Origin of the sequence: Bradyrhizobium sp. 164, from assembly GCF_023073715.1 — a bacterium.
GTDB lineage: Bacteria > Pseudomonadota > Alphaproteobacteria > Rhizobiales > Xanthobacteraceae > Bradyrhizobium.
In genome coordinates, this window is record NZ_JADPKA010000053.1 from 1 (window position 1) to 21,894 (window position 21,894).

Here is a 21,894-nt window from a genome sequence, read left to right on the forward strand (position 1 = left end):
GCGAGGTGAGATGCGAAAGACGCGTCATCCGCCGGCCGATGAAACCCAGTTAGGTGCAACCTGACGGCGCTGATAGCCCATCTCGGCAAGACATGCCAGTCAGAGCGTAGCAACCGCGCGCCGGCCGTTCAGGAACCGCAGTCCCCCGCCTTCACCTCCACCTGTCGTGCCCGGATCACCATGCCGCCGGCAACGCCGACGCCGATGACGTACATCCAGCCCTCGTGGAAGTCGAACAGATGGGAGTTGAACAACGAAGTGAAGACGTTCTGCACCACCACCAGCAGCCCGATCCAGTCGGCAAGCCCCTCGCCACGAAACAACAGCAGATGCAGGATCCAGATCGCATAGAGAGCGGCGATGCCGATAGCGCCCCATTGCACGGCGACGTTCAGCGTCTGGTTATGGGGATTGCCGATCACTTCGGCGGATGCCTGGTACTGACCGCGGGGCGTTGCGACCCGCTCGAACAATCCCCGCGTCGAGCCTGTGCCGTGGCCGAAGATCGGCGCCTCCGCGAAGAAGCCGAGCGATTTCCGCCAGAACTCGAGCCGCATGCCCATCGAGGTCGGCTCGCCCCTTTCCACATAGCCGGTGTAATCCCTGGCGAACCTCTCGGCGGTCTGCCGCAAATGCGGCGAAGCCTGCCAAGCCAGAACGGCGCCGGCGAGCAGAACGGCGGCAACGATCGCTATGCTGCGGCCTTTGAGGTGAAGCAGCGCGAACACGCCGAACAGAATCGGAATGGTGACGAGCGCCGTGCGCGACACCACCACGAAGGCCATGTTGACGAAGAAGCTGAGTGCCAGCACAGTGAGCAGCCCGGCCAGCCAGTAACGCTTCTCACGCAGCAGCGTCACGACCGGATAGGCGAGCGCGACCGCGCAGAGCGCGAATTCCTGGCTCTGGTCGATATAGTTCTTGACGAAGATGCCGCGTTCGGGCGGGTCGGTCTTGAGCGCAAGGTTGGGATAGAAGGCGACCAGCCACGACATCACCGACAACAGCGCGCAGGACACCAGGAACGCGACGATCACCCAATGCCCGCGCCGCGAGCGCTCGAAATGGTAGAGCAGGACGGGCAGCACGAGCAGCTTGACGGTTGGGTTGACCGCATATAGGCGCGCGCCCCAGGACGCGTCCGACCACAGCGTCCCCGCCAGCGCGAGAACGACCAGCGCAATCGGCGCAACGCAGATCGGACGCTTCAGCGACTGCAGGAATGCGCGGACGTCGAGAAACGGCACCATGCACAGCAGCATGAGGGCATTGAATATCCCCGCGAGCGACGTCGACCAGGGCAGCGAAGCCGCGGTCAGCACCGCAAAAATGTCCACCGTCTCGCGCCAGGCCGCCGGGCTGCGCAGGCGCCGCAAGAGCATATGGCCCGTCGTCTCGCGGGCGAGCGCCGTCACTTGCTCCCTCCCCGCGCGCGATGCACCAGCGCGGTGGTGCTGAAGCCCTGGAGGATGTCGACCAGCACGACCGTCCCGCCCGTGGCCTCGACGACCTCGTGGCCGACCACCTGCTCGCGGGTATAGTCGCCGCCCTTCACCAGCACAGCCGGCTTGATCTTGGTGATCAGCTCGATCGGCGTGTCCTCCTCGAAGATGACGACGAGATCGACGGCCTCGAGCGCGGCCAGCACCTCGGCACGCGCGCGCTCGTCCTGGACCGGACGATCGGCGCCCTTCAGCCGCCGCACCGACGCGTCGCTGTTGAGACCCACGATCAGGCGGTCACAGGCGGCGCGCGCCGCGGTCAGCACCTTGACGTGGCCGGGGTGGAGGATGTCGAAACAGCCATTGGTGAAGCCGACGCGCTGGCCCTGCCTCGTCCATTCGGCGAGTTGCGCGTCCAGCGCGTCCGGCTCGAGCACGATCTTCACCTCGGCGGCGAGATAGGCGTGGGGCAGGATCTTTCGCCGCAGCTCGGCCGCGCTCACGGTGGCGGTGCCCTGCTTGCCGACGGCGACGGCGGCGGCGGCATTGGCCATGCGCAGCGCCGTGTCCCAGTCCGCGCCCGCTGCGAGCGAGACCGCAAGCGCGGCGGCAACCGTGTCGCCGGCGCCGGAGACGTCGCGCACCTTCACCGGGAACGCCGGAACATGGACCGCCTCGCCGCTGCGCGGCACCAGCGTCATGCCGTGCTCGCCCAACGTGACCAGGATCGCCTCGCAATCGGCGAGCCGCATCACGTCCTCGCCGGCATCAACGATGCTCTGCGTGCTGTCGGCGCGGCTCCGCGTCGCCTCCGAAAACTCCTTGCGGTTGGGCGTGAGCAGCGTGGCGCCACGATAGATCGCCCAGTTCAGGCTCTTGGGGTCGACGATGACGGGCTTGCCGAGCTTTCGCGCGGCGTCGATGGTGTGGCGGATCACGCGTGCGGTCAGCACGCCCTTGGCGTAGTCGGACAGCAGCACGATGTCGGCGCGCGCGATCTGCGGCAGGATCGCCTCGATCAGCTTCGTCTCGGTCGCATCGGAGGCAGGCCCCGCCTGCTCCCAATCCGCACGCAACATATGCGTGGAAAAATGCTCGGAAACGAAGCGGACTTTTCGCGTGGTCGGGCGCGAGACGTCGCTCACCAGAACGCTGTCGATGCCGGCGTACTCCGCCAGCGCCGAGGCAAGCCGCCTGCCCGCATCGTCCTCGCCGATGAGTCCGACGAAGATGCAGCGCGCGCCGAGGGAGGCGACGTTGCGCGCGACGTTGCCGGCGCCGCCGATATGGATCTCGCTGCGCTGTGCCGAGATCACCGGCGCGGGCGCTTCCGGCGAGATTCGCGACACCTCGCCATAGACAAACTCGTCCAGCATGATGTCGCCGATGCACAGCACCGTGCGGCCGCTGATGGCCTGTGCGAGGGCATCGAAATCGAGGATGGGTGTCGGCATGATCTTTGGGCCTCAGGTCCTTGGGGCCTCAGCGGAAGCGGTCGGGCCGGTCGAGGTAATCCCCGACATAGGCCTTGACCGCGTTCTCAAGCGTCGTGAAGCCACCGTTATAGCCGGCGCGGTGGAGACGATCGACCTTGCTCTGGGTGAAGTATTGGTAGCTGCCCCGGATCGCCTCGGGCATGTCGATGTATTCGATGTTGGGGCTTTTGCCGAGGGCTGCATAGGCTGCCAGCATCAGGTCCTTGAAACTGCGCGCCTTGCCGGTCCCGACGTTGAAGAGGCCGGAGACCGACGGCGTCGCCAGCAGCCACATGAGGACACGCACGACGTCGTCGACATAGATGAAATCGCGGCGCTGGTCGCCGTCAGCAATACCTTCGCGATGCGACTTGAACAATTGCACGACGCGGCCCGCTTTCACGTCATCGAAGCGGCGCGCCAGCACGCTGATCATCGAGCCCTTGTGGTATTCGTTGGGGCCGAACACGTTGAAGAATTTCAGGCCCGCCCATTGCGGCGGGAGCCGGTCGCCCCTCGCTACGCGCTCGGCAACAGCGAGGTCGAACAGGTGCTTGCTCCAGCCGTACAGATTCATCGGCCGCAGCTTTTTCAGCGCCGGCAGCGAGAAATCGTCGTCGAAGCCATCCGCGCCATCGCCATAGGTCGCGGCCGATGAGGCATAGATGAACGGCACCGCATTCGCCGTGCACCAGTCCAACAGGCGCATCGAGAGGCGGAAATTGGTCTCGATCACGAGATCGCCGTCGGTCGCGGTGGTCTCGGAAATCGCACCAAGATGGATCATTGCGTCGAGCTTGCGGCCCTTCAGCCAGCCCTCCAGTTCGGCCGGCGGGACGATATCCACAAGCTGCCGCTTGGCGAGGTTGCGCCATTTGCCGTCAGAGCCGAGGAGATCGCAGACCACGACGTCGCTGCGGCCGGCCTGATTCAGCGCGGCGACGACGTTCGATCCGATAAAACCGGCCCCGCCGGTCACCAGCAACATTCCACCTACCTGCCCGATTTTCTGAAGGCCCGGTCCTGCCGTAGCGCATGATCTGCCAAAGTGTAAGCGGTTTTGGCATCGTTCCTCAGCCGGCTTTACCTGCTGGCTGGGAGCGGCTAACCGAGCGCCCATATCAGCTCGCCCGATCGTATTAACAATGAATCAAAATTCGAAACTTGGTGAACATGCAGACCGGGACGACACGCGCCCGATCCTGATCATTCCCTACATGTGGATCGGCGATTTCGTCCGGAATCACACCGTCGTGCGGGTGCTAAATCAGCGATGGCCAAACCGGCCGGTCGATCTCCTGACCACCTCGCTGTGCGCCCCGCTGGTCGATTACATGCCCGGCGTGCGCGCTGGCGTCGTTTGGGACCTGCCGCGCGGCCGGCTCGCAATTGGCCGCCAGCTCAGCCTGGCAAAACGCCTGCGCGAGCGGAACTACGGCACCGCCCTGGTGCTGCCCCGGACCTGGAAGGCGGCCATCGCGCCCGCGCTAGCGGGCATTCCCGAACGGGTCGGCTTCGTCGGCGAGTTCCGGTTCGGCCTGCTCAACCGCTGGCGCTGGGGCGAGAAGAAGCTGCCCCGCTTCATCGACAAGAACGCCGCCCTTGCCCAGCCCGACGGCGCGCCGCTGCCTGCGGAATGGCCGGTGCCGCAATTGCGGGTCCCGGCCGAGGAGATCGCCCGCTGGCGGCAGGCCAATGGCCTCAGCGCCGGCGCAGCCGTAGCGCTGGCGCCCGGCTCCGTCGGGGCGTCCAAACGCTGGACCTACTATCCCGAGGCTGCCCGGTTGCTGGTCGAGCGCGGCCTGGAGGTCTGGGTGGTCGGCGGCCCCGCCGAGAAAGGCCTCGCCCGGGAGATCGTCGCAGCCGGCGGCGCGGGGGTGCGAGACCTCACCGGCAACGACCTGCGCAATGGCGTGCTGGCCATGGCCGCGGCCGGCGTCGCGATTTCCAACGATTCCGGCCTGATGCACATCGCAGCCGCCCTGGGCACGCCCACCATGGGCATCTTCGGGCCAACCGACCCCTATCTCTGGGCCCCACTCAACGGCCTTGCCGCCACCGTGGTCCAGAACAAGAGCGTGCTGTCCTGCCAGCCGTGCCAGAGCACGATCTGCAAGATGAACGACCACCGCTGCATGCGCGACATCGCGGCGAGCGAGGTGGTCGCGATTGCGCAGCGGGTGTTGAGTGAAGCGGAAGCGCGGACGACGACGTGAGGCGATCCGGCCATTGCCGATGATGACATCCTGCCAGTGTTTTGCCCGACAAGTCAAACACGATTCGAAAAATCCGCAAAAGATCGTGCCAGCGGTCAACCCATTGATTTTGCTAGCACCGGCTACGGTGCATGGGGTTGTTTTCGCGCTTTTTGTTTGGCGTCGTGAAAAAAACCGGTTCAGAGCAGCGGCCGATAGATCTCGCCGATCCGCGCCGCCTCCGCATCCAGGCTGAACTTTGCGAGCACCCGCGCCCGCCCGCGCGCGCCCATCGCGGTCGCGGCGTCCACATCTCGCATCAGCGGCTCCAGCGCGGCGACCAGAGCATCGACATCGCCCGGGGGCACCAGCACGCCGGTCACGCCATCCTCGACCACGAGTTCGGCGGCACCGGCGCGTGCGGCGACGAGGGCGCTGCCGGCCGCCATCGCTTCGATCAGCGTCAGGCCAAAACCTTCGTTGCGTGAGGTGAAGGCGTAGATCGTCAAGCGTTGATACCAGCGCTGCACCGCTTCGATCGGCAATTCGCCGGTCATGACGATGCGCGATTGCAGGCCGGCTGTCTCGATGCGCTGCTTCAGGTCCTTGGCAAAGGGCGTCTGCTCGGGCGTGACCTGGCCGACGATCACAGCGGAGAAATCCGGATGGCGCGGCAGCAGCCGGCACATCGCATCGACGAATATGTCGGTGCCCTTCTGGGCGCGCACGCGGCCGAAGCAGCCGATTGCGTAGCGGCCGGGCAGCGCGGCTTCCGCGAAGGCCGCGGCGCGATCTGTCGGCGGTGCGTAGACGTCGGTGTCGACACCATGCGGGATCACGGTTGCCTTCACTTTCAGGAATGATGCCGAGATGTCGCTCGTTGCGATGATCGCATCCATGCGCGGGATCAGCCAGCGCGTGATCCAGCTGTGATGCCGCTGCGCGGCCGAGGTGAACACGAGCTTCAGGGGCCAGCCGAGCGCGCGCAACGCGACGGCGGCGATCATCTCGTTGTTGCGCCGCGCATGCCAGATCAGCGGCGCCTTGCGCCGCCATAGCTTCAGAAAATCCGCAGCGGTCAGGCGGCCGATCCCAGCCGGCGCATCGGAGCCGAACCAGGCCGCGCGAAACAGCCTTGCCAGCCGCGGCGCCACCATCCGATTGGTCGCGGTGACTCCGGAATAGCGCCTGTGCAGATTTGGCACGATCACTTCGAGATCGCCGGGGAAATTCGCCACGTCATGCTCCGTTTCGAAAGATCCCTATACGCAACATTAAGCATAGTGACCAGTTCAGCCGCGCCGATACCCCCTCTTCACCACGCGGGCGGTAGTTTTGCGCGTTGATCGAAGACGGGTGAGATCATGACTGTGCTAGTCACCGGCGGCGCCGGCTACATCGGAAGTCACACGGTCCTGGCGCTGGCGGAAGCCGGCGAGGACGTCGTCGTGATCGACGATCTCTCCACGGGTTTCTCCACCTATCTGCCGGAAGGTGTGCCGCTGTTCATCGGCGATGCCGGCGACGAGAACCTGCTCGAAGGCGTGATCGCGCAGCACGACATCGAGAGCATCATCCATTTCGCTGGCTCGATCGTCGTGCCGGATTCGATGCGCGATCCGCTCGGCTATTACCGCAACAACTTCACGACCGCGCGCAATCTGCTCAACGTCGCGGTCAAGCGCGGCATCAGCCGCTTCATCTTCTCCTCGACCGCTGCCGTCTACGGCGATCCTGACCAGGTGCCGGTGCCCGAGCATGCGCCGACGCGACCGCTGTCGCCTTACGGCTCGTCGAAGCTGATGACCGAGATCATGCTGCATGACGTCGCGGCCGCCTACGGCATGCGATATGTGACCTTGCGCTACTTCAACGTCGCCGGCGCCGATCCGCAGGCGCGCATCGGGCTTGCCACTGTCGGCGCCACGCATCTGCTCAAGATCGCAGTTGAAGCCGCCACCGGCCAGCGCGCCAAGATCGACGTGTTCGGCACGGATTATCCGACCCCGGACGGCAGCTGCATCCGCGATTTCATCCACGTCACCGACCTCTCGCAGGCGCATCGCTCGGCGCTGGCCTATTTGCGCAATGGCGGCGCCTCGACGACGCTCAATTGCGGCTATGGCCGTGGCTATTCGGTGCTGGAGACCATCGACGCGGTGCGGCGGGTTTCGGGCCGCAGCTTCGCCGTGCAATACGCCGCGCGCCGGCCTGGCGACATCATGACCATGGTCGCCGACACCAGCCGCATCCGCGGCCTGCTCGACTGGCACCCACAGTATGATGACCTCGAGACCATCGCCGCGCACGCCCTGGCCTGGGAGGACAAGCTGTTCCGCGAGCGCCATGGCGAGCTCCGCCACGCCGTCTCGGCCTAGAATCAACCCGAGCGCAAGCCCTTAATTGGGCTTGAAAAACTGTAGCCGAGCGGGCACAGAGGCCCATCGATCCCTGACGCACGGGCAGGCTTTGTCCCGCGCCGTCAATGGACACCGGATGGCCCAGTTCCCAAAGAAAATCACTGACGACCCCTATGCAGCAGCGGTGTTGATTCGCCGCCTGGTCTTGGAACAAGGGGTCGTCTACTGGAGGCGCTACCTCGTCGCCTTCGCGCTGATGGCGCTCGCCGCCGGCGCGACTGCAGGCGCGACCTATGTGCTCGGCCAGGTCATCAACCAGGCCTATGTCGACAAGAACATTCCAGGCATCGCGATGTTTTCGGGCATCACGGTGGCGCTGCTGTTCATCAAAGGCGTCGCGACCTACGGCCACATGGTGATCCTGACCAAGATCTCCAACGCCATCCTTGCCACCAATCAGCGTCAGCTCTTCGCCAAGCTGATGCGCGAAAGCGTCGGCTTCTTCTCCGAGCGGCATTCGTCCGAATTTCTGGCGCGGCTGACCGCTGGCGCCAAGTCCATCACCGACGTGCTCAACATGCTGGTCAACGCCGTCGGGCGTGACCTGTTGATGCTGCTCGCCATGATCGGCGTGATGGTATGGCAGGACCCACTGATGTCGTTCATCGGCCTCGTCGCGGTGCCGCCTGCGATGCTGGTGCTGCGCAAGCTGGTCAAGCGCATCAAGGGCCTCGCCTACAACCAGTTCACCGGCACCGCCGACATCATGGAAACCATGCAGGAATCGCTGCAGGGCATCCGCACGGTGAAGGCGTTCACGCTCGAAGATACCATGCAGAAGCGCATCGACGAGAACATCGCGATCGTCGAGCGCAATGCCAACAAGATGGCCCGCGTCGCCAACCGCTCCAATCCGCTGATGGAGATGCTGGGCGGATTCGCCGTTGCCGGCTGCCTGCTCTATGGCGGCTACAGCGTGGTTGCACTCAATGCCACGCCCGGCGCGTTCTTCTCTTTCATGACCGCGTTCCTGATGGCGACCGAGCCGGCCAAGCGGCTGGCGCGGCTCAACATCGACCTGAACAGCCAGTTGGTCGGCGCGCGCATGCTGCTCGAGGTCGTCGACAGTCCGGCGAGCGAGCAGTCCGATGACGACAAGCCGGCGCTGAAGCTGTCAGATGCCCGCATCGAGCTGCGCGACGTGAGCTTCTCCTATCGCTCAGGCGAGAGCGTGCTCAACCGCATGAGCTTCGTCGCCGAGCCGGGCAAGGTCACCGCGCTGGTCGGCCCGTCCGGCTGCGGCAAGTCGACCGTGCTGGCGCTGCTCTTGCGCTTCCACGAGGTGACGCAAGGCGAGATCGTGATCGACGGGCAGTCGATCTCGTCAGTGTCGCGAAAATCGCTCCGAGCGCAGACCGCCTATGTCGGCCAGGACGTCTATCTGTTCCGCGACACCATCCGCAGCAATATCGCCTTCGGAAGGCCGGGCGCGAGCGAACAGGAAATCATCGAGGCCGCAAAAGCGGCCTGCGCACATGATTTCATCATGGGTTTCCCGCTCGGCTACGACACGCCCGTCGGCGAGCACGGCACGCAGCTGTCGGGCGGCCAGCGCCAGCGCATCGCGGTGGCGCGCGCGTTGATCAAGAACGCGCCGATCATCCTCTTGGACGAAGCCACCGCCGCGCTCGATTCGGAGTCCGAGCGGCAAGTGCAGGAGGCGATCGAGCATCTCTGCCAGAACCGCACCACCATCGTGATCGCGCACCGCCTGCACACGATCATGCACGCAGACCGCATCCTGGTGGTCGAGGGCGGCGAGATCGTCGAGCACGGCCGGCACGACGATCTGCTGCGCCGCGGCGGGCGCTATGCGTCGTTCTTCCGCCTGCAGCATCACCATTCCGACGCTCTGGCGCCGATCAGCGCAACCGCATAGAGTTCCTTATCAACCTCAAGAGCCGCGAGACCCGCTCCATGAACGCCGCCTCCTACGTGATTCCGCTTCCGCCCCAGGCTTCGCTTCCCGTCGTCGGTGAGAGCGGCCGCTATCCGGTGCGCCGCATCTGGTGTGTCGGTCGCAATTATCTCGAGCACATCCGCGAGATGGGCAATGACGAGCGCGCGCCGCCGTTCTTCTTCGCCAAGCACGCCGACATGCTGGTGCCTGATGGCGCCACCATTGCCTATCCGCCGCTGACGAAGGATCTGCATCACGAGGTCGAGCTGGTCGTCGCGATGAAGAGCGGTGGGCTGAACATCCCTGCCGACAAGGCGCTCGACCACGTCTACGGCTACGCAGTCGGCATCGACCTCACCCGCCGCGACCTCCAGATCGCCTCGCGCAAGAAGGAGCGGCCGTGGGAGATCGGCAAGTCGTTCGACGGCTCCGCCCCGTGCTCCGCGATTCAGCCGGCATCGAAGATCGGCCACCCCGCCAAGGGCAAGATCTGGCTGACGGTCAACGGCAAGGAAGCGCAGAAGGGCGACCTCACCGAGTTGATCTGGAACGTGCCCGAAATCATCTGGCAGCTCTCGCAGCAGGTGAAGCTCGCCGCCGGCGACATCATCATGACGGGCACGCCGGCCGGCGTGTCGCAGCTCCAGGTAGGCGACAAGCTCGAATGCGGCGTCGACGGCATCGGCACGTTGAAGGTCGCGATCGGCCAGCCGGAATAGGCTGAGCTCAAATCAAGGAAAACGCAAAGCCCCGGACGTCGCGTCCGGGGCTTTTACGCGCTCAAGTTCGCCGCTCATGCGCGCCGGCCACGTTGATGTCCTTCCCGGTGTAATCGGTCATCATCGCGGTCGCGGCCAGCGTCACGACAGCGCAAATCGCGATGTAGATCGAGATCGCGGTCGCCGAGTGGAACGTGCCGAACAGCCAGGTTGCGATCAGCGGCGCCGGACCGCCGGCGATCACGGAAGCGAGTTGATAGCCGAGCGAGGAGCCGCTGTAGCGCAGGCGTCCGGTAAAGCTCTCGGCGATCAAGGCGGCTTGCGGGCCGTACTGCATGTCATGCGGAATCAGCGACAGGATGATCGCGACGAAGATGATGGTTGGCGATCCGGTGTCGAGCATCGCGAAATAGACGAAGCCGAATATGCCCGTCACGGCAGCGCCGATCATGTACATGTTCTTGCGGCCGATCTGATCGGAGATATGTCCGCACAGCGGGATCGAGACGAACGACAGCACCGAGGCCGAGAGCACCGCGGTCAGCAGGAAGTCGCGCGAGACATGCAAGGTGCCGATGCCATAGGAAAAGACGAAGGCTGTGAAGATGTAGAACGGCGCCTGCTCCGACATGCGCGCAAAGGCGGACAGCAGAATCTCCTTCGGATACTCCCGGATCACGGTCAGCATCGGCGTGCGGTCCACCTGACGTTCGGCCACGAGCTTTGAGAACACCGGCGTTTCGAGGATGCCGAGCCGGATATAAAGGCCGACGCCGACCAGGATGATGCTGAGCGCGAACGGAATGCGCCAGCCCCACGCCAGGAACTGATCGCCCGCCATCTGGCTGAACGCCAGCACGGCGAGATTAGCGAGGAACAGACCGCAGGGCACGCCGAATTGCGGCCATGACGCGATCAATCCTCGGGATCGGTCGCTGCGGGCCCATTCCATCGACATCAGCACCGAGCCGCCCCACTCGCCGCCAACGCCGACGCCCTGAATGAATCGCAGCACGGTCAGGATCACGGCGCCCCAGATGCCGATGCTCGCATAGGTCGGCACCACGGCCACCGCGGCGGTCGCCAGTCCCATCAAGAGCAGCGTCGCGATCAGCGTCGACTTGCGGCCGATGCGGTCGCCATAGTGACCAAAGATTGCCGCGCCGATCGGGCGCGCGATGAAGCCGACTGCGTAGATCGCAAACGCCTCCAGCGTGCCAACCCAGGGGTCGGACTGCGGAAAGAACAGCTTTGCGAAAACCAGACCGGTGACGGTGCTGTAGAGAAAGAAATCATACCATTCGATCGCGGTCCCTACCGTGGACGCGATCACCGCGCGACGAAGCTGGCGCTGATGCTCGGATGGAGTAAGTCGGGTGGCGTCAAGGCCGAGTGTTGCCATGGGAGCGTTTCCCTCGGGACAGCCCCCCGGTTGCGTATTTTTCACCGGTTGTTCCTTGAGGAACAAACGAGATCAGGTTCCAAGGGTTCCGGCCGAGGTGGAACGAGAGTGTAAAACTTTAGTCGGCCAATAAAGCCGCGGCGCACGCTGCCGGATGGCTTGGCGCTACCAAGCCTTCACGGGCCGATTGGCGTGGCTTGCCTGCGGCACACCGCGATTGAGCGACATGTGGGAATGCACGCACAGCCACGTTTCGCCATTCCTGGCAAACACCATCGTGGCCCGGCCGGGGCGTGGAAACGGGCTGCCATCGGGATGATAGCCCGTGCTTGCCCATGGCGCGATCACAGTCGCCATCGTGCCATCGGCGGATGCCAGGATCGAGGTCTGATCGAGCACGAAATGAAAATCGGTCGTCTTGGGCCAGACGTTATTCCACTGCGTCGAGACCCACTGATCAAGACCAGGGATGACGTCGTTATGCGTGCCGAAGGCAAGCACGTCCGGATGGAAGAGCGGCCGCGCCGAAGCGTAATCAACCTCCCGGACATAGCCGGCAAAACTTTCCAGCCAGTGGCGGAAGAACTGCACGATGTCCGTATTCGCGACCGGCAAGGGGCTCATCGCGACGCCCTGATCACCGCAGAGCCGACAGCACGATGAGGCCGAGGATCAGCGCCGTCAGCGAATATTTCAGCGCGTAGTAGACGTTGCGGTTCCATTCCTTGACCTTGCGGCTGGCGAGATGGATCTCGTAGAGCTTGCCGAACACCTTGTTGAGCACGCCGACATTCTCGCCGTCGACGTTCTGGGTCGCCGACGCCTTGACGATGTGGTGGCTGACCCAGCGGTTGATGGCGGTCATGAAGCCGAACTTCATCGGCCGCTCGACGTCGCAGAACAGGATGATGCGGTTGACGTCGGTCGCATTCTCCGCGCTGTGGATGAAGGTCTCGTCGAACATGAAGGCTTCGCCGTCGCGCCAGACGCATTCGACACCGTCGACCAGGATGCGGCACGTGTTCGAGTTCGGCGTGACGAGGCCGAGGTGATAGCGCAGCGAGCCCGCGAACGGATCGCGATGGGCGCCGAGCTTGCCGCCCGGCGGCAGCATCGCGAACATCGCGCCGTGCACGCTCGGGATCGAGTTGAGCAGCTCCACCGTCTTCGGGCAGAGCGTGCGCGCCGACGGCAGGAAATCGTCGTACCATTTCAGGTAGAACCGCTTCCAGCCGCTCTTGAAGAAAGAGTAGAAGCCCCAGTCGTTGTTGTTGGCGGCCGCGCGAATAAAACCTTCGTCGAACAGGCGCACCGCCTCGTCGCGGATGATCTCCCAGTTCTCGCTCAGCAGCTTCAGCTCGGGAAACTGATCGACCGAGATCACCGGCTTGTTGGGTACGGCCGAGCCGACATACATCAACACATTGTAGGGCGCGAGATAGGTCGAGTGGTCGCCGAGCTGGCGCGCGAAGCGCAGCCGCTGCTTGCCGCGGAAGTGGACGTAAATCGTCGAGACGACCAGCACATAAAGGATAACAAGTTGCGGCGCAAAAAGCTGTTTCAGCATATCCCCGTTCCCCAGTGACCCAGCCGGGGACGTCATCTATCCCGACCCGACCGGGGCGGCAAGATATTCACCGCTGGGTTGCACTCACACTGGCGCGAGCGGGAGCATGGAACCTGACGGAGACGCAGTCACGCCCGCGATAGCGCCTGGAGCCCTTTGAAGGTCAGGCGTTTGGGGTCGGTGACGCCGGCGAGATAGAGACGGCGGATGAAGGCGATGACGGCGTCGCGGTCGCAATCGGTCAGCGCGACGACGGCGTCGACCGCAATTCTCTGGGCTTCCATTGGGCTCACCTCGGCCTTGCGAGTAACCCCGGCCGAGACAGGCTAGGACTCAATCGGTTAAGCCGGCGTTAACCGTGCGGTCTGCGCCAGGCTCAACCCGGCGGCGATCGCGCCACCGCGCTCACCTCGAAAGGGACACCCGCCGCAGCAGCGGCAGGGTCAGGAATATCGCATCACGCCGTCGTCGATCCGCCCGAAGCGCAGCGAGACGATGTCGAGTGCGTAGTTCTGATACAGCCGCCACGGCCGCTTCGAGCCTTGCTTCGGCATCCTGGCGATCGAGCGCTGCACATAACCCGAACTGAAGTCGAGCGACGGCTGGGCGCTGATCGTGGCATCGTCATTGTGCGGCATGCACTGACGGAAATTGTGCCGGTCCATGTAGTTGATGAGCCGGCAGACATATTCGCAGGTGAGATCGCATTTCAGCGTCCACGACGCGTTGGTGTAACCGAACGCCGAGGCCATGTTCGGCACGTCGGCATACATCATGCCCCTGTAAGTCAGCGTGTTGGCGAAATCGACGGCGCGGCCGTCGACGCTGATCTCGAGCCCGCCGACGACCTGGAGCACCAAGCCAGTCGCCGTCACGATGATGTCGGCTGCAAGTTCGCGGCCGTCCTTCAGGCGGATCCCATCGCGCGTGAAGGTATCGATCTCATTGGTGACGACGGAGGCGCGCTGCTCGCGGATCGCCTTGAACAAGTCGCCGTCCGGCACGAGGCACAGCCGCTGGTCCCAGGGATTGTAGCGCGGCGTGAAATGGGTCGCGACATCGTAGTCGGGCCCCAGCGCGTTTCTGACGCCCTTGAGGATGAGGTCCTTCACTTTCGCCGGCCGGCGCCGGCTGAGCTGGAAGAAGAACGTCCCCCACATCACATTGCGCCAGCGGATCAGGTGATAAGCGAGCCGCGCCGGCAAATTACGACGCAGCTTGTTGGCGAAGGCATCGTGCGCGGGACGCGACACCACATAGGTCGGCGAGCGCTGCAGCATGGTGACCTGCGCCGCCCTCTTGGCGAGCTCCGGCACCAGCGTCACCGCCGTCGCGCCCGAGCCTATCACGACGACGCGCTTGCCCGAATAGTCGATGTCCTCAGTCCATTTCTGCGGATGCACGATGCGGCCCTGAAAATCCGCCGTGCCATTGAACTCCGGGGTGTAGCCCGCTTCGTATTTGTAATAGCCCGAGCACATGAACAGGAAATTGCAGGTGAAGCGCACGAACTCGGTTGCGCCCTCGCCTGTTGTGCGCTCGGCCTCGACGGTCCAGCGCGCCTCCGGCGTCGACCACGATGCGCGCTTGACGCGATGACGGAAGCGGATGTGCTTCTCGATGCCGTTCTCGGCGGCCGTCTCGCGCACATAGTTCAGGATCTGCGGCCCGTCGGCGATCGCCTTGGGATCGGTCCACGGCTTGAACGAATAGCCGAGCGTGAACATGTCGCTGTCGGATCGGATGCCGGGATAGCGGAACAGGTCCCAGGTGCCGCCGATGCAGTCGCGTCCCTCCAGGATGACGTAGCTCTTCGTCGGGCACTTGGTCTGCAAATGATAGCCCGCGCCAATGCCGGACAGGCCGGCACCGACGATCAGCACGTCGAAATGTTCTTTGGCTTCGGCCACGGCGGTTCTCCCCGCTCAGAGGATGGCAGCGCCGCGGCAAATTGCAACCGTCAGGCCGCAGCAGCGGCCACGCAGGCGGTATCGAAGAACTCGTGGTACTCGACCGCCTTGCCGTCCTTGAAGCGCCAGAAATCGACCTTCGGCGTCTGCGCGACCTTTCCGGTCTTCTTGTTCGTCCATGCGCATTCGCCGCGCGCAACGACGGCATCGCCCTGCGCAACGTATTCGTTCATCGTGTAGTACTGCATGCTCCAGTCAGCAAGCAGGCCGTCGAAATAGCCGCGCAGCTCGGTCCGGTCGTCATAACGCCTGGCGAAAGGTACCGGCTCGGCTCCCCGCGGAATCGAATCGAACTTGATCTGCGGGCCGATGACGTTGTCGAACCAATAGTCGACGCTTTGGCCCTTGCTGTCATTCCACTGGCGATAGGCTTCCTTCAAGAGCTGAACGTTGGCTTCGCTGGACATCGCATTTCCTCCATATGCATTTTGACAATGAACATCGGAAAAAAGGCCGCCCGCTGCAAAAAGTGGCGGGCTTGTTGCGGCTCTACCTGCGAGCGTATCACAGAGGCGACCACAAAAAATAGGCCCCGGATCGCTCCGGGGCCCTGGTGTCGCAATCACGTCAGATCAGTACCGGTAGTGGTCCGACTTGTACGGTCCTTCCGGCTTCACGCCGATGTAGTCGGCCTGGTCCTTGCGCAGCTCGGTGAGCTTGACGCCGATCTTGGCGAGGTGCAGGCGCGCGACCTTCTCGTCGAGCGTCTTGGGCAGCACGTAGACCTTCTTCTCGTACTTGCCGTCCTTGTTGTTGGCGAACAGCTCGATCTGCGCCAGCGTCTGGTTGGTGAACGACGCCGACATCACGAAGGACGGATGGCCCATCGCATTGCCGAGGTTCACGAGGCGGCCCTCCGACAGCAGGATGATGCGGTGCTTGTCGGGGAATTCGATCTCGTCGACCTGCGGCTTGATGTTGGTCCATTTCAGGTTACGCAGCGACGCGATCTGGATCTCGTTGTCGAAGTGGCCGATGTTGCAGACGATGGCGCGATCCTTCATCGCGCGCATATGCTCGATGGTGATGATGTCCTTGTTGCCGGTGGCGGTGACGAAGATGTCGGCGCGGGGCGCGGCGTCTTCCATGGTCACGACCTCGTAGCCTTCCATCGCGGCCTGCAGCGCGCAGATCGGATCGACTTCGGAAACCATCACGCGGCAGCCGGCCTGGCGGAGCGAAGCGGCCGAGCCCTTGCCGACGTCGCCGAAGCCCGCAACCATGGCGACCTTGCCCGACAGCATCACGTCGGTGCCGCGACGGATGCCGTCGACCAGTGATTCACGGCAGCCATACAGGTTGTCGAACTTCGACTTGGTGACGCTGTCGTTGACGTTGATCGCCGGGAACAGCAGCGTGCCCTTGTTGGCCATCTCGTAGAGGCGATGCACGCCCGTCGTCGTCTCTTCCGAGACGCCCTTGATATTCTTGGCGATCTCGCCAAAGTAGCCCTTGGGCTTTTCCTTCAGCAGGCGCTTGACCAGCGCATAGAAGATCTCCTCTTCCTCCGAAGCAGGCTTGTCGAGGAAGGCGGTGTCGCCGTTCTCGGCGCGGACGCCGGCATGCACCAGCATGGTGGCGTCGCCGCCGTCATCGAGGATCATGTTGGGCGTGCCGCCGCCATGCCAGTCGAACAATTTTGCGGTGTAGTCCCAGTACTCGGTCAGCGTCTCGCCCTTGACGGCGAAGACGGGAATGCCGGCGGCCGCGATCGCGGCGGCGGCGTGGTCCTGGGTCGAATAGATGTTGCAGGAGACCCAGCGGATGTCGGCGCCGAGCGCGGCCAGCGTCTCGATCAGCACCGCGGTCTGGATCGTCATGTGCAAGGAGCCTGCGATGCGCGCGCCCTTGAGCGGCTGCTTCGGGCCGTACTCCTCGCGGGTGGCCATCAGACCGGGCATCTCGGTCTCGGCGAGCGAGATTTCCTTGCGGCCGAAATCGGCCAGCGAAATGTCCTTGACGATGTAATCGGTGAAGCCGGGCTTCGCGTTCATTGCGAGTGTCCTGTTTGTTGAACTCGTCATTCCGGGTCGCCCAAAGAGGCGGACCCGGCATCTCGATGTGATGGATAAGGTTCCCGGCTTCGCTCGCGTTGCGGGCGCGCCCAGGATGAGGCGTAAAACTAGAGCGCGCGCTTGAGCGGCTCGACGAGGTCGGTCTTCTCCCAGGAGAAGCCGCCCTCATTGTCGGGCGTGCGGCCGAAATGGCCGTAGGCCGAGGTGCGCGCGTAGATCGGGCGGTTGAGGTCGAGATGGCTGCGGATGCCGCGCGGCGTGAGATCCATCGCTTTAGCGACGGCCTTCTCGAGCTGGTCCTCCGACACCTTACCGGTGCCGTGGGTGTCGATGTAGATCGACAGCGGACGTGCCACGCCGATGGCATAGGCGAGCTGGAGCGTGCAGCGGTCGGCAAGACCGGCGGCAACGACGTTCTTGGCGACATAGCGCGCGGCATAGGCCGCGGAGCGGTCGACCTTGGTCGGATCCTTGCCGGAGAACGCGCCGCCGCCATGCGGGGCCGCGCCGCCATAGGTGTCGACGATGATCTTGCGGCCGGTCAGGCCGGAGTCGCCGTCGGGGCCGCCGATGTAGAACTTGCCGGTCGGGTTGATGTGCCAGATCGTCTTCGGCGTGATCCAGTCCTTCGGCAGCGCCTCGCGCACATAGGGCTCGACGATGTCGCGCACCTGCTTGGAGGTGAGATCCTCGACCAGATGCTGGTGCGACACCACGATCTCGCGCACGCCGACCGGCTTGCCGTTCTCGTATTGCACGGTGACCTGGCTCTTGGAATCCGGGCCCAACACCTTCTCGCGGCCGGAGTGGCGCGCTTCGGAGATGAGGCGGAGGATCTTGTGGGCGTAGAAGATCGGCGCCGGCATCAGGTCGGGCGTCTCGTTGGTGGCGTAGCCGAACATGATGCCCTGGTCGCCCGCGCCTTCTTCCTTGACCTCGCCCGGCTGCAGCGCGTCGACGCCCTGCGCGATGTCGGCCGATTGCGGATGCAAGAGGATCTCGATGTCGCAGGTCTTCCAGTGGAAGCCGTCCTGCTCGTAACCGATGTCCTTGATCGCGCCGCGGACGACGCTCTCGATCTGCTCGTTTGTCACCGACTTCGGACCGCGGGTCTCGCCGGCGATCACCACTTTGTTGGTGGTGGCCAGCGTCTCGCAGGCGGCGCGAATCTGCCAGGGGTCGATGCCCGCCTTCGGCCCTTCACGATAGAACAGGTCGACAATCTCATCGGAGATCCGGTCGCAGACCTTGTCCGGATGACCCTCGGACACGGACTCACTGGTGAAGAGATAGGACGCGCGCATCAGTAACCCCTTGTTCCGCCATTAGCCGGCGGGCGTTTGCGATGTTTACTTTTGATGATGTCAATCACGCCGACGCGAGATGACGTAGGATTCGTCGAGAAACCAGAGCCCATTGTACTTTCGCAGCACGTCCCTGGCGGCATCCAGAGTGCGGCCGTTTTGAGTCATTTCAGTCAACCGGTCGTCCTCAATCTGAGCGACATACACCGCCGCATTCCACGCTGCAAAGGCCGTCGAGGTACCGATGGTGCCGGTGACCTCGTTGGGCAGCGCTTCCATATCATACCTGAAGATCGAACGGTTATCCGCGTAGGCATTAAAATTTAAGTCGCGGCCCACTGATCCAAGTTCATACTTAACTGCACGCAGTAGCTCATGACGGCTGACTGAGAAAGGATTTTCTCCAGGCCAGATCGCCTGGATCATTTCCATGCCCGGATCCTGGCCGTGGGAGTGAATTCCGATCAGCCGGCCGCCAGGCCGGAGCGCCCGCGCCAGCGGTGCAATGATCCGCTTGGCCCGGAAATTGACCGAGGACAGGGCCCGGTAGGGCTGTGATGCGATGACGAGGTCGAAATTGGCCTCGGCCTGTCCCGGCCGCGGAATGGTCGAATCCAACAGGAACCTATGGTCCTCGCGATAGAGCACGAGGACGACGGGTCGCTCATAGAGCGGCATGGCCGTGCGCGGGCTAATCGCAGCGCGCCAATTCTGCTCCAAAAACGGCCTCAGCTCCGCGATCTGCTGCTCGAACTCGCCCGATGAAGCGCCGCGGAGCGGCACTTCGTGCCAGACGGTGGCCGCCGCCGCCGCAGGCGATGCCGGCGTGAGCCAGGGCGCCTCGGCGTAGAACATGTTGGTGAAGACGAACACCGACGCCGGATGCTCGAAAATGCGATCCGGCACCTTCTCCAGCGTCAGGCGCAGGTCCTCGAGGCTGAGCTCCTTGCCCGCGACATAGAACGGCATGTGCGGAAAGCGCTGGTGCGTTGCGCGCAGCACCCGCGCCAGCACCGTACCGTCGCCGACGCCGGCGTCGAACAGGCGCAGCGCCGGTGGGCGCGGGTGGATGGAGCTTAGCTCCAGGGCAACCCTGTCCGCGATCACCCGCTTCTCGCTGCAGGTGTGGACGAACAGCAGGTATTTCTGACGGTTCTCGAAGAAACGGAAATTGCCGCGCGGGTCGCGTTTTTCCGGCGGCACCTGAAGTCCCCGCGGCGGCGGCACGCCGCCGGCCATCGATGCGGCCATATAGGCCTGGATCCGCTCCAGCGTGTCGATGGTGATGCGCTTGCCCTCGCGCAGGCGGTGCACCAGCTTCCCATCGTTCACCGCGCGGCGGCCGAAGGTCGATTCCGCCATATCAGCCTTGCGGCAGAACTCGGTGATTTGGCTCAGGATTTCGTCGTTTTTCATCAGTGGGAAAGTGTTGGGCAGACGGGATGGGTCACACGTCCTAGCAAATTCTGCCCACTCATGGAATAGCGGATCGAGCCGCCGCGGTTTGCCGGGTGCGCCAGGGCGGAAGCCGTGAACCCCTGCGCCACGCCGGAAAACAAACCAGCGCTTCTCCTCTTACGAGATCATCGCCATGCGCCGCCTGCTCGTCGCGCTCTGCCTGGTCACACGTGCGCCGTGGTCCGCGCCCGCCTTCGGGCAGGCGCGCAATCAGCTCGGTCCACTCTGCACGACCGTGACGACGCCGGCAGACCAGATGGTCGACGCCCGCACCAGGATCATCGCGCTGAAAGTCTTCAGGGGCAAAACTTCTGGCGTGCGGCCGCGTGAACAAGAAGGGCGACTACGCCAAGTTCGTCGCCGACGCCACGGAAGCGATCGGCTCCAGCCGGCCAGGCGATCTACAGCTTGCGGATGGGCCTATTACGACAAAGGCGAGTACGAGGTCGCGATCGCGGATTTCGGCCACGCGCTGAAGCTCGGCCCGCCCAACGGCATCATCTTCCAAAATCGCGGCAGGCAATGCCTGGCGCGGCAAGCGTGACTATGCCAAGGCCATTGCCGATTACGACAGGTCAATCAGGGTCGACCCGAAGTCGGCGTTCTCGTTCGGGCCGAGGTGGTCTCGATCACGAAGAACAAGCAGGTGCCGTCGTCGAATTCCTCGTCTGCTGGTCGAGGTCGACCTGGCGGCGAAGTGACGACGCGCTATCGCCCAACTCAGCTGTCATCGCCCGGCCTTGACCGGGCGATCCAGTATTGCAGAGATAGCCAGAGATACGGAGAAGCCGCGGCGTACTGAATTCCCCGCCTTCGGGGAATGACAGCGGAGCTAATGGGGTTACTGGCCCCACACTTCCTTGGCGATCTCGACCGCAAGGCTGAGCTTGGCCCATTGCTCTTCCTCGGAGAGGATGTTGCCCTCCTCGGTCGAGGCGAAGCCGCATTGCGGCGACAGCGCGAGCTGCTCCAGCGGGGCGAACTTGGCGGCTTCTTCCAGGCGGCGCTTGATGTCGTCCTTCTTCTCGAGCTCGCCGAACTTCGAGGTGATGACACCGACCACGACGACCTTGTTGCCCTTGGGCAGGAAGCGCAGCGGCTCGAAGCCGCCGGCGCGGTCACTGTCGTATTCGAGGAAATAGCCGTCGTAATTGGTACCAACGAGCATGGTCTCGGCAACCGGCTCGTAGCCGCCCGAAGAGATCCAGGTCGAGCGGAAATTGCCGCGGCAGACATGCGTCGTCACCACCATGTCGGCGGGCTTCTCGGCCAGCGCGTAGTTGATGATGCGAGCATAGATCTGCTGGAGGCCGTCCGGATTGTCGCCGCGCTCGCGCGCCTTCTGCAACTCGTCCTGCGAGCAGAGATAGGCCCAGACGGTATCGTCGAACTGGAGATAGCGGCAGCCGGCGTCGTAGAACGCCTTCACCGCCTTGCGGTAGGTCTTGCCGAGGTCCTCGTAGAAGGCGTCGAGATCGGGATAGACCTCCTTGGAGATCGACTTGCGGCCGCCGCGGAAATGCAGCACTGCCGGCGACGGGATCGTCATCTTGGCGGTGACGTGTGCCTGGTCGGCATACTTCTTCAGGAAGCGGAAATGATCCAGCATCGGGTGGTTGTCGGGGAAGTCGAGCCTGCCGACCACACGAACCGCATCATGGCGCGTCTCCACGCCCGCAAACTGGATGCCGGTGTCGGGGTGGAACAGTTCGCAGCCGGTGAGCTTGGCCAGGAAGTCGAAATGCCACCAGGAGCGGCGGAATTCGCCGTCGGTCGCGAGCTTGAGCCCGATCGAAGCCTGCTTGTGCACGACCTTCTCGATCTCCATGTCCTCGATCTTGCGCAGATCGTCGGCCGAGATCTCGCCCTTCTCGAGACGGCTGCGCGCTTCCTTGATCTTGGCCGGACGCAGAAGGCTGCCGACCTCGTCGGCGCGGAAGGGGGCTTTGGTTCGCTGCATTTGTTACTCCCGGGATATTTTCTATCGCGTTTTCAAGCGAAGTGGCTACCGGTTCACGTTAAGAAAA

Annotated in this window: 18 protein-coding genes and 1 pseudogene; 5 read left to right on the forward strand and 14 right to left on the reverse strand. The window is 63.8% G+C overall.

Features of this window, described 5'->3' with window-relative positions:
• Nucleotides 1–128: 128 nt before the first annotated feature.
• From IVB01_RS19145 to rfaD, 3 genes are read right to left on the reverse strand one after another with little or no spacing between them, the layout of a single operon-like run.
• Nucleotides 129–1,415 carry an O-antigen ligase family protein gene (locus IVB01_RS19145; RefSeq protein ID WP_247422005.1) on the reverse strand — a complete coding sequence of 429 codons (1,287 nt, stop codon included), beginning with the start codon at nt 1,413–1,415 and terminating at the stop codon, nt 129–131.
• Complete coding sequence (rfaE1, locus tag IVB01_RS19150) at nt 1,412–2,896, reverse strand: D-glycero-beta-D-manno-heptose-7-phosphate kinase (protein WP_247422006.1); 1,485 nt, start codon at nt 2,894–2,896, stop codon at nt 1,412–1,414. The genes IVB01_RS19145 and rfaE1 overlap by 4 nt, the downstream gene beginning before the upstream one ends.
• A 28-nt stretch (nt 2,897–2,924) precedes the next feature.
• Nucleotides 2,925–3,905, reverse strand: a complete 981-nt coding sequence (gene rfaD, locus IVB01_RS19155) for an ADP-glyceromanno-heptose 6-epimerase (protein WP_247422008.1) — start codon at nt 3,903–3,905, stop codon at nt 2,925–2,927.
• Between the two features lie 157 nt (nt 3,906–4,062).
• On the opposite strand from rfaD, the gene waaF reads away from it, so the two are divergent.
• Nucleotides 4,063–5,133, forward strand: a complete 1,071-nt coding sequence (gene waaF / locus IVB01_RS19160; RefSeq protein ID WP_247422010.1) for a lipopolysaccharide heptosyltransferase II — start codon at nt 4,063–4,065, stop codon at nt 5,131–5,133.
• 179 nt (nt 5,134–5,312) lie between these two features.
• On the opposite strand, the gene IVB01_RS19165 is transcribed toward waaF, so the two are convergent.
• Nucleotides 5,313–6,350: a glycosyltransferase family 4 protein gene (locus tag IVB01_RS19165; protein ID WP_247494736.1), complete on the reverse strand. Its 1,038-nt coding sequence runs from the start codon at nt 6,348–6,350 to the stop codon at nt 5,313–5,315.
• 126 nt (nt 6,351–6,476) lie between these two features.
• Here IVB01_RS19165 and galE point away from each other — a divergent pair, with 126 nt between their 5' ends.
• The 3 genes from galE to IVB01_RS19180 all read left to right on the forward strand — a co-directional run bounded on the left by galE (nt 6,477) and on the right by IVB01_RS19180 (nt 10,151).
• The gene (gene galE / locus IVB01_RS19170; RefSeq protein ID WP_247448949.1) at nt 6,477–7,490 is read left to right on the forward strand and encodes a UDP-glucose 4-epimerase GalE; all 1,014 of its coding nucleotides are present in this window, start codon (nt 6,477–6,479) and stop codon (nt 7,488–7,490) included.
• A 118-nt stretch (nt 7,491–7,608) separates the two neighbouring features.
• The gene (locus IVB01_RS19175; RefSeq protein WP_247494737.1) at nt 7,609–9,411 is read left to right on the forward strand and encodes an ABC transporter ATP-binding protein; all 1,803 of its coding nucleotides are present in this window, start codon (nt 7,609–7,611) and stop codon (nt 9,409–9,411) included.
• A 38-nt stretch (nt 9,412–9,449) separates the two neighbouring features.
• On the forward strand, nt 9,450–10,151 hold the full coding sequence (locus IVB01_RS19180; protein WP_247334352.1) for a fumarylacetoacetate hydrolase family protein: 702 nt from the start codon (nt 9,450–9,452) through the stop codon (nt 10,149–10,151).
• A gap of 61 nt (nt 10,152–10,212) precedes the next feature.
• On the opposite strand, the gene IVB01_RS19185 is transcribed toward IVB01_RS19180, so the two are convergent.
• The 9 genes from IVB01_RS19185 to IVB01_RS19225 form a co-directional block, all read right to left on the reverse strand.
• Nucleotides 10,213–11,553, reverse strand: coding sequence for an MFS transporter (locus IVB01_RS19185; RefSeq protein ID WP_247494738.1), 1,341 nt, complete (start codon nt 11,551–11,553; stop codon nt 10,213–10,215).
• A 165-nt stretch (nt 11,554–11,718) separates the two neighbouring features.
• Nucleotides 11,719–12,177 (reverse strand): nuclear transport factor 2 family protein, encoded by a 459-nt coding sequence (locus IVB01_RS19190; protein WP_247334350.1) that lies wholly within the window; start codon nt 12,175–12,177, stop codon nt 11,719–11,721.
• 13 nt (nt 12,178–12,190) lie between these two features.
• On the reverse strand, nt 12,191–13,120 hold the full coding sequence (locus tag IVB01_RS19195) for an aspartyl/asparaginyl beta-hydroxylase domain-containing protein (RefSeq protein ID WP_247494739.1): 930 nt from the start codon (nt 13,118–13,120) through the stop codon (nt 12,191–12,193).
• A 128-nt stretch (nt 13,121–13,248) separates the two neighbouring features.
• Nucleotides 13,249–13,404: a hypothetical protein gene (locus IVB01_RS19200; RefSeq protein ID WP_007612486.1), complete on the reverse strand. Its 156-nt coding sequence runs from the start codon at nt 13,402–13,404 to the stop codon at nt 13,249–13,251.
• Between the two features lie 159 nt (nt 13,405–13,563).
• Complete coding sequence (locus IVB01_RS19205; protein WP_247494740.1) at nt 13,564–15,030, reverse strand: NAD(P)/FAD-dependent oxidoreductase; 1,467 nt, start codon at nt 15,028–15,030, stop codon at nt 13,564–13,566.
• A 50-nt stretch (nt 15,031–15,080) separates the two neighbouring features.
• A complete protein-coding gene (locus IVB01_RS19210) occupies nt 15,081–15,497 on the reverse strand; it encodes a nuclear transport factor 2 family protein (RefSeq protein WP_247334348.1) in 417 nt (138 codons plus the stop codon).
• Between the two features lie 165 nt (nt 15,498–15,662).
• A complete protein-coding gene (ahcY, locus tag IVB01_RS19215; protein WP_247278753.1) occupies nt 15,663–17,084 on the reverse strand; it encodes an adenosylhomocysteinase in 1,422 nt (473 codons plus the stop codon).
• A gap of 128 nt (nt 17,085–17,212) precedes the next feature.
• Nucleotides 17,213–18,409: a methionine adenosyltransferase gene (metK, locus tag IVB01_RS19220; protein ID WP_247278754.1), complete on the reverse strand. Its 1,197-nt coding sequence runs from the start codon at nt 18,407–18,409 to the stop codon at nt 17,213–17,215.
• 60 nt (nt 18,410–18,469) lie between these two features.
• Nucleotides 18,470–19,825, reverse strand: a complete 1,356-nt coding sequence (locus IVB01_RS19225; protein ID WP_247278755.1) for a hypothetical protein — start codon at nt 19,823–19,825, stop codon at nt 18,470–18,472.
• A 175-nt stretch (nt 19,826–20,000) separates the two neighbouring features.
• Between IVB01_RS19225 and IVB01_RS19230 the strand changes: the two are divergent.
• Nucleotides 20,001–20,478 (forward strand): annotated as a pseudogene (locus tag IVB01_RS19230) (peptidase C14, caspase catalytic subunit p20); the annotation flags it as partial.
• 230 nt (nt 20,479–20,708) lie between these two features.
• Here IVB01_RS19230 and IVB01_RS19235 read toward each other — a convergent pair.
• Nucleotides 20,709–21,827, reverse strand: a complete 1,119-nt coding sequence (locus tag IVB01_RS19235; protein ID WP_247494741.1) for a cobalamin-independent methionine synthase II family protein — start codon at nt 21,825–21,827, stop codon at nt 20,709–20,711.
• Nucleotides 21,828–21,894: the final 67 nt, after the last annotated feature.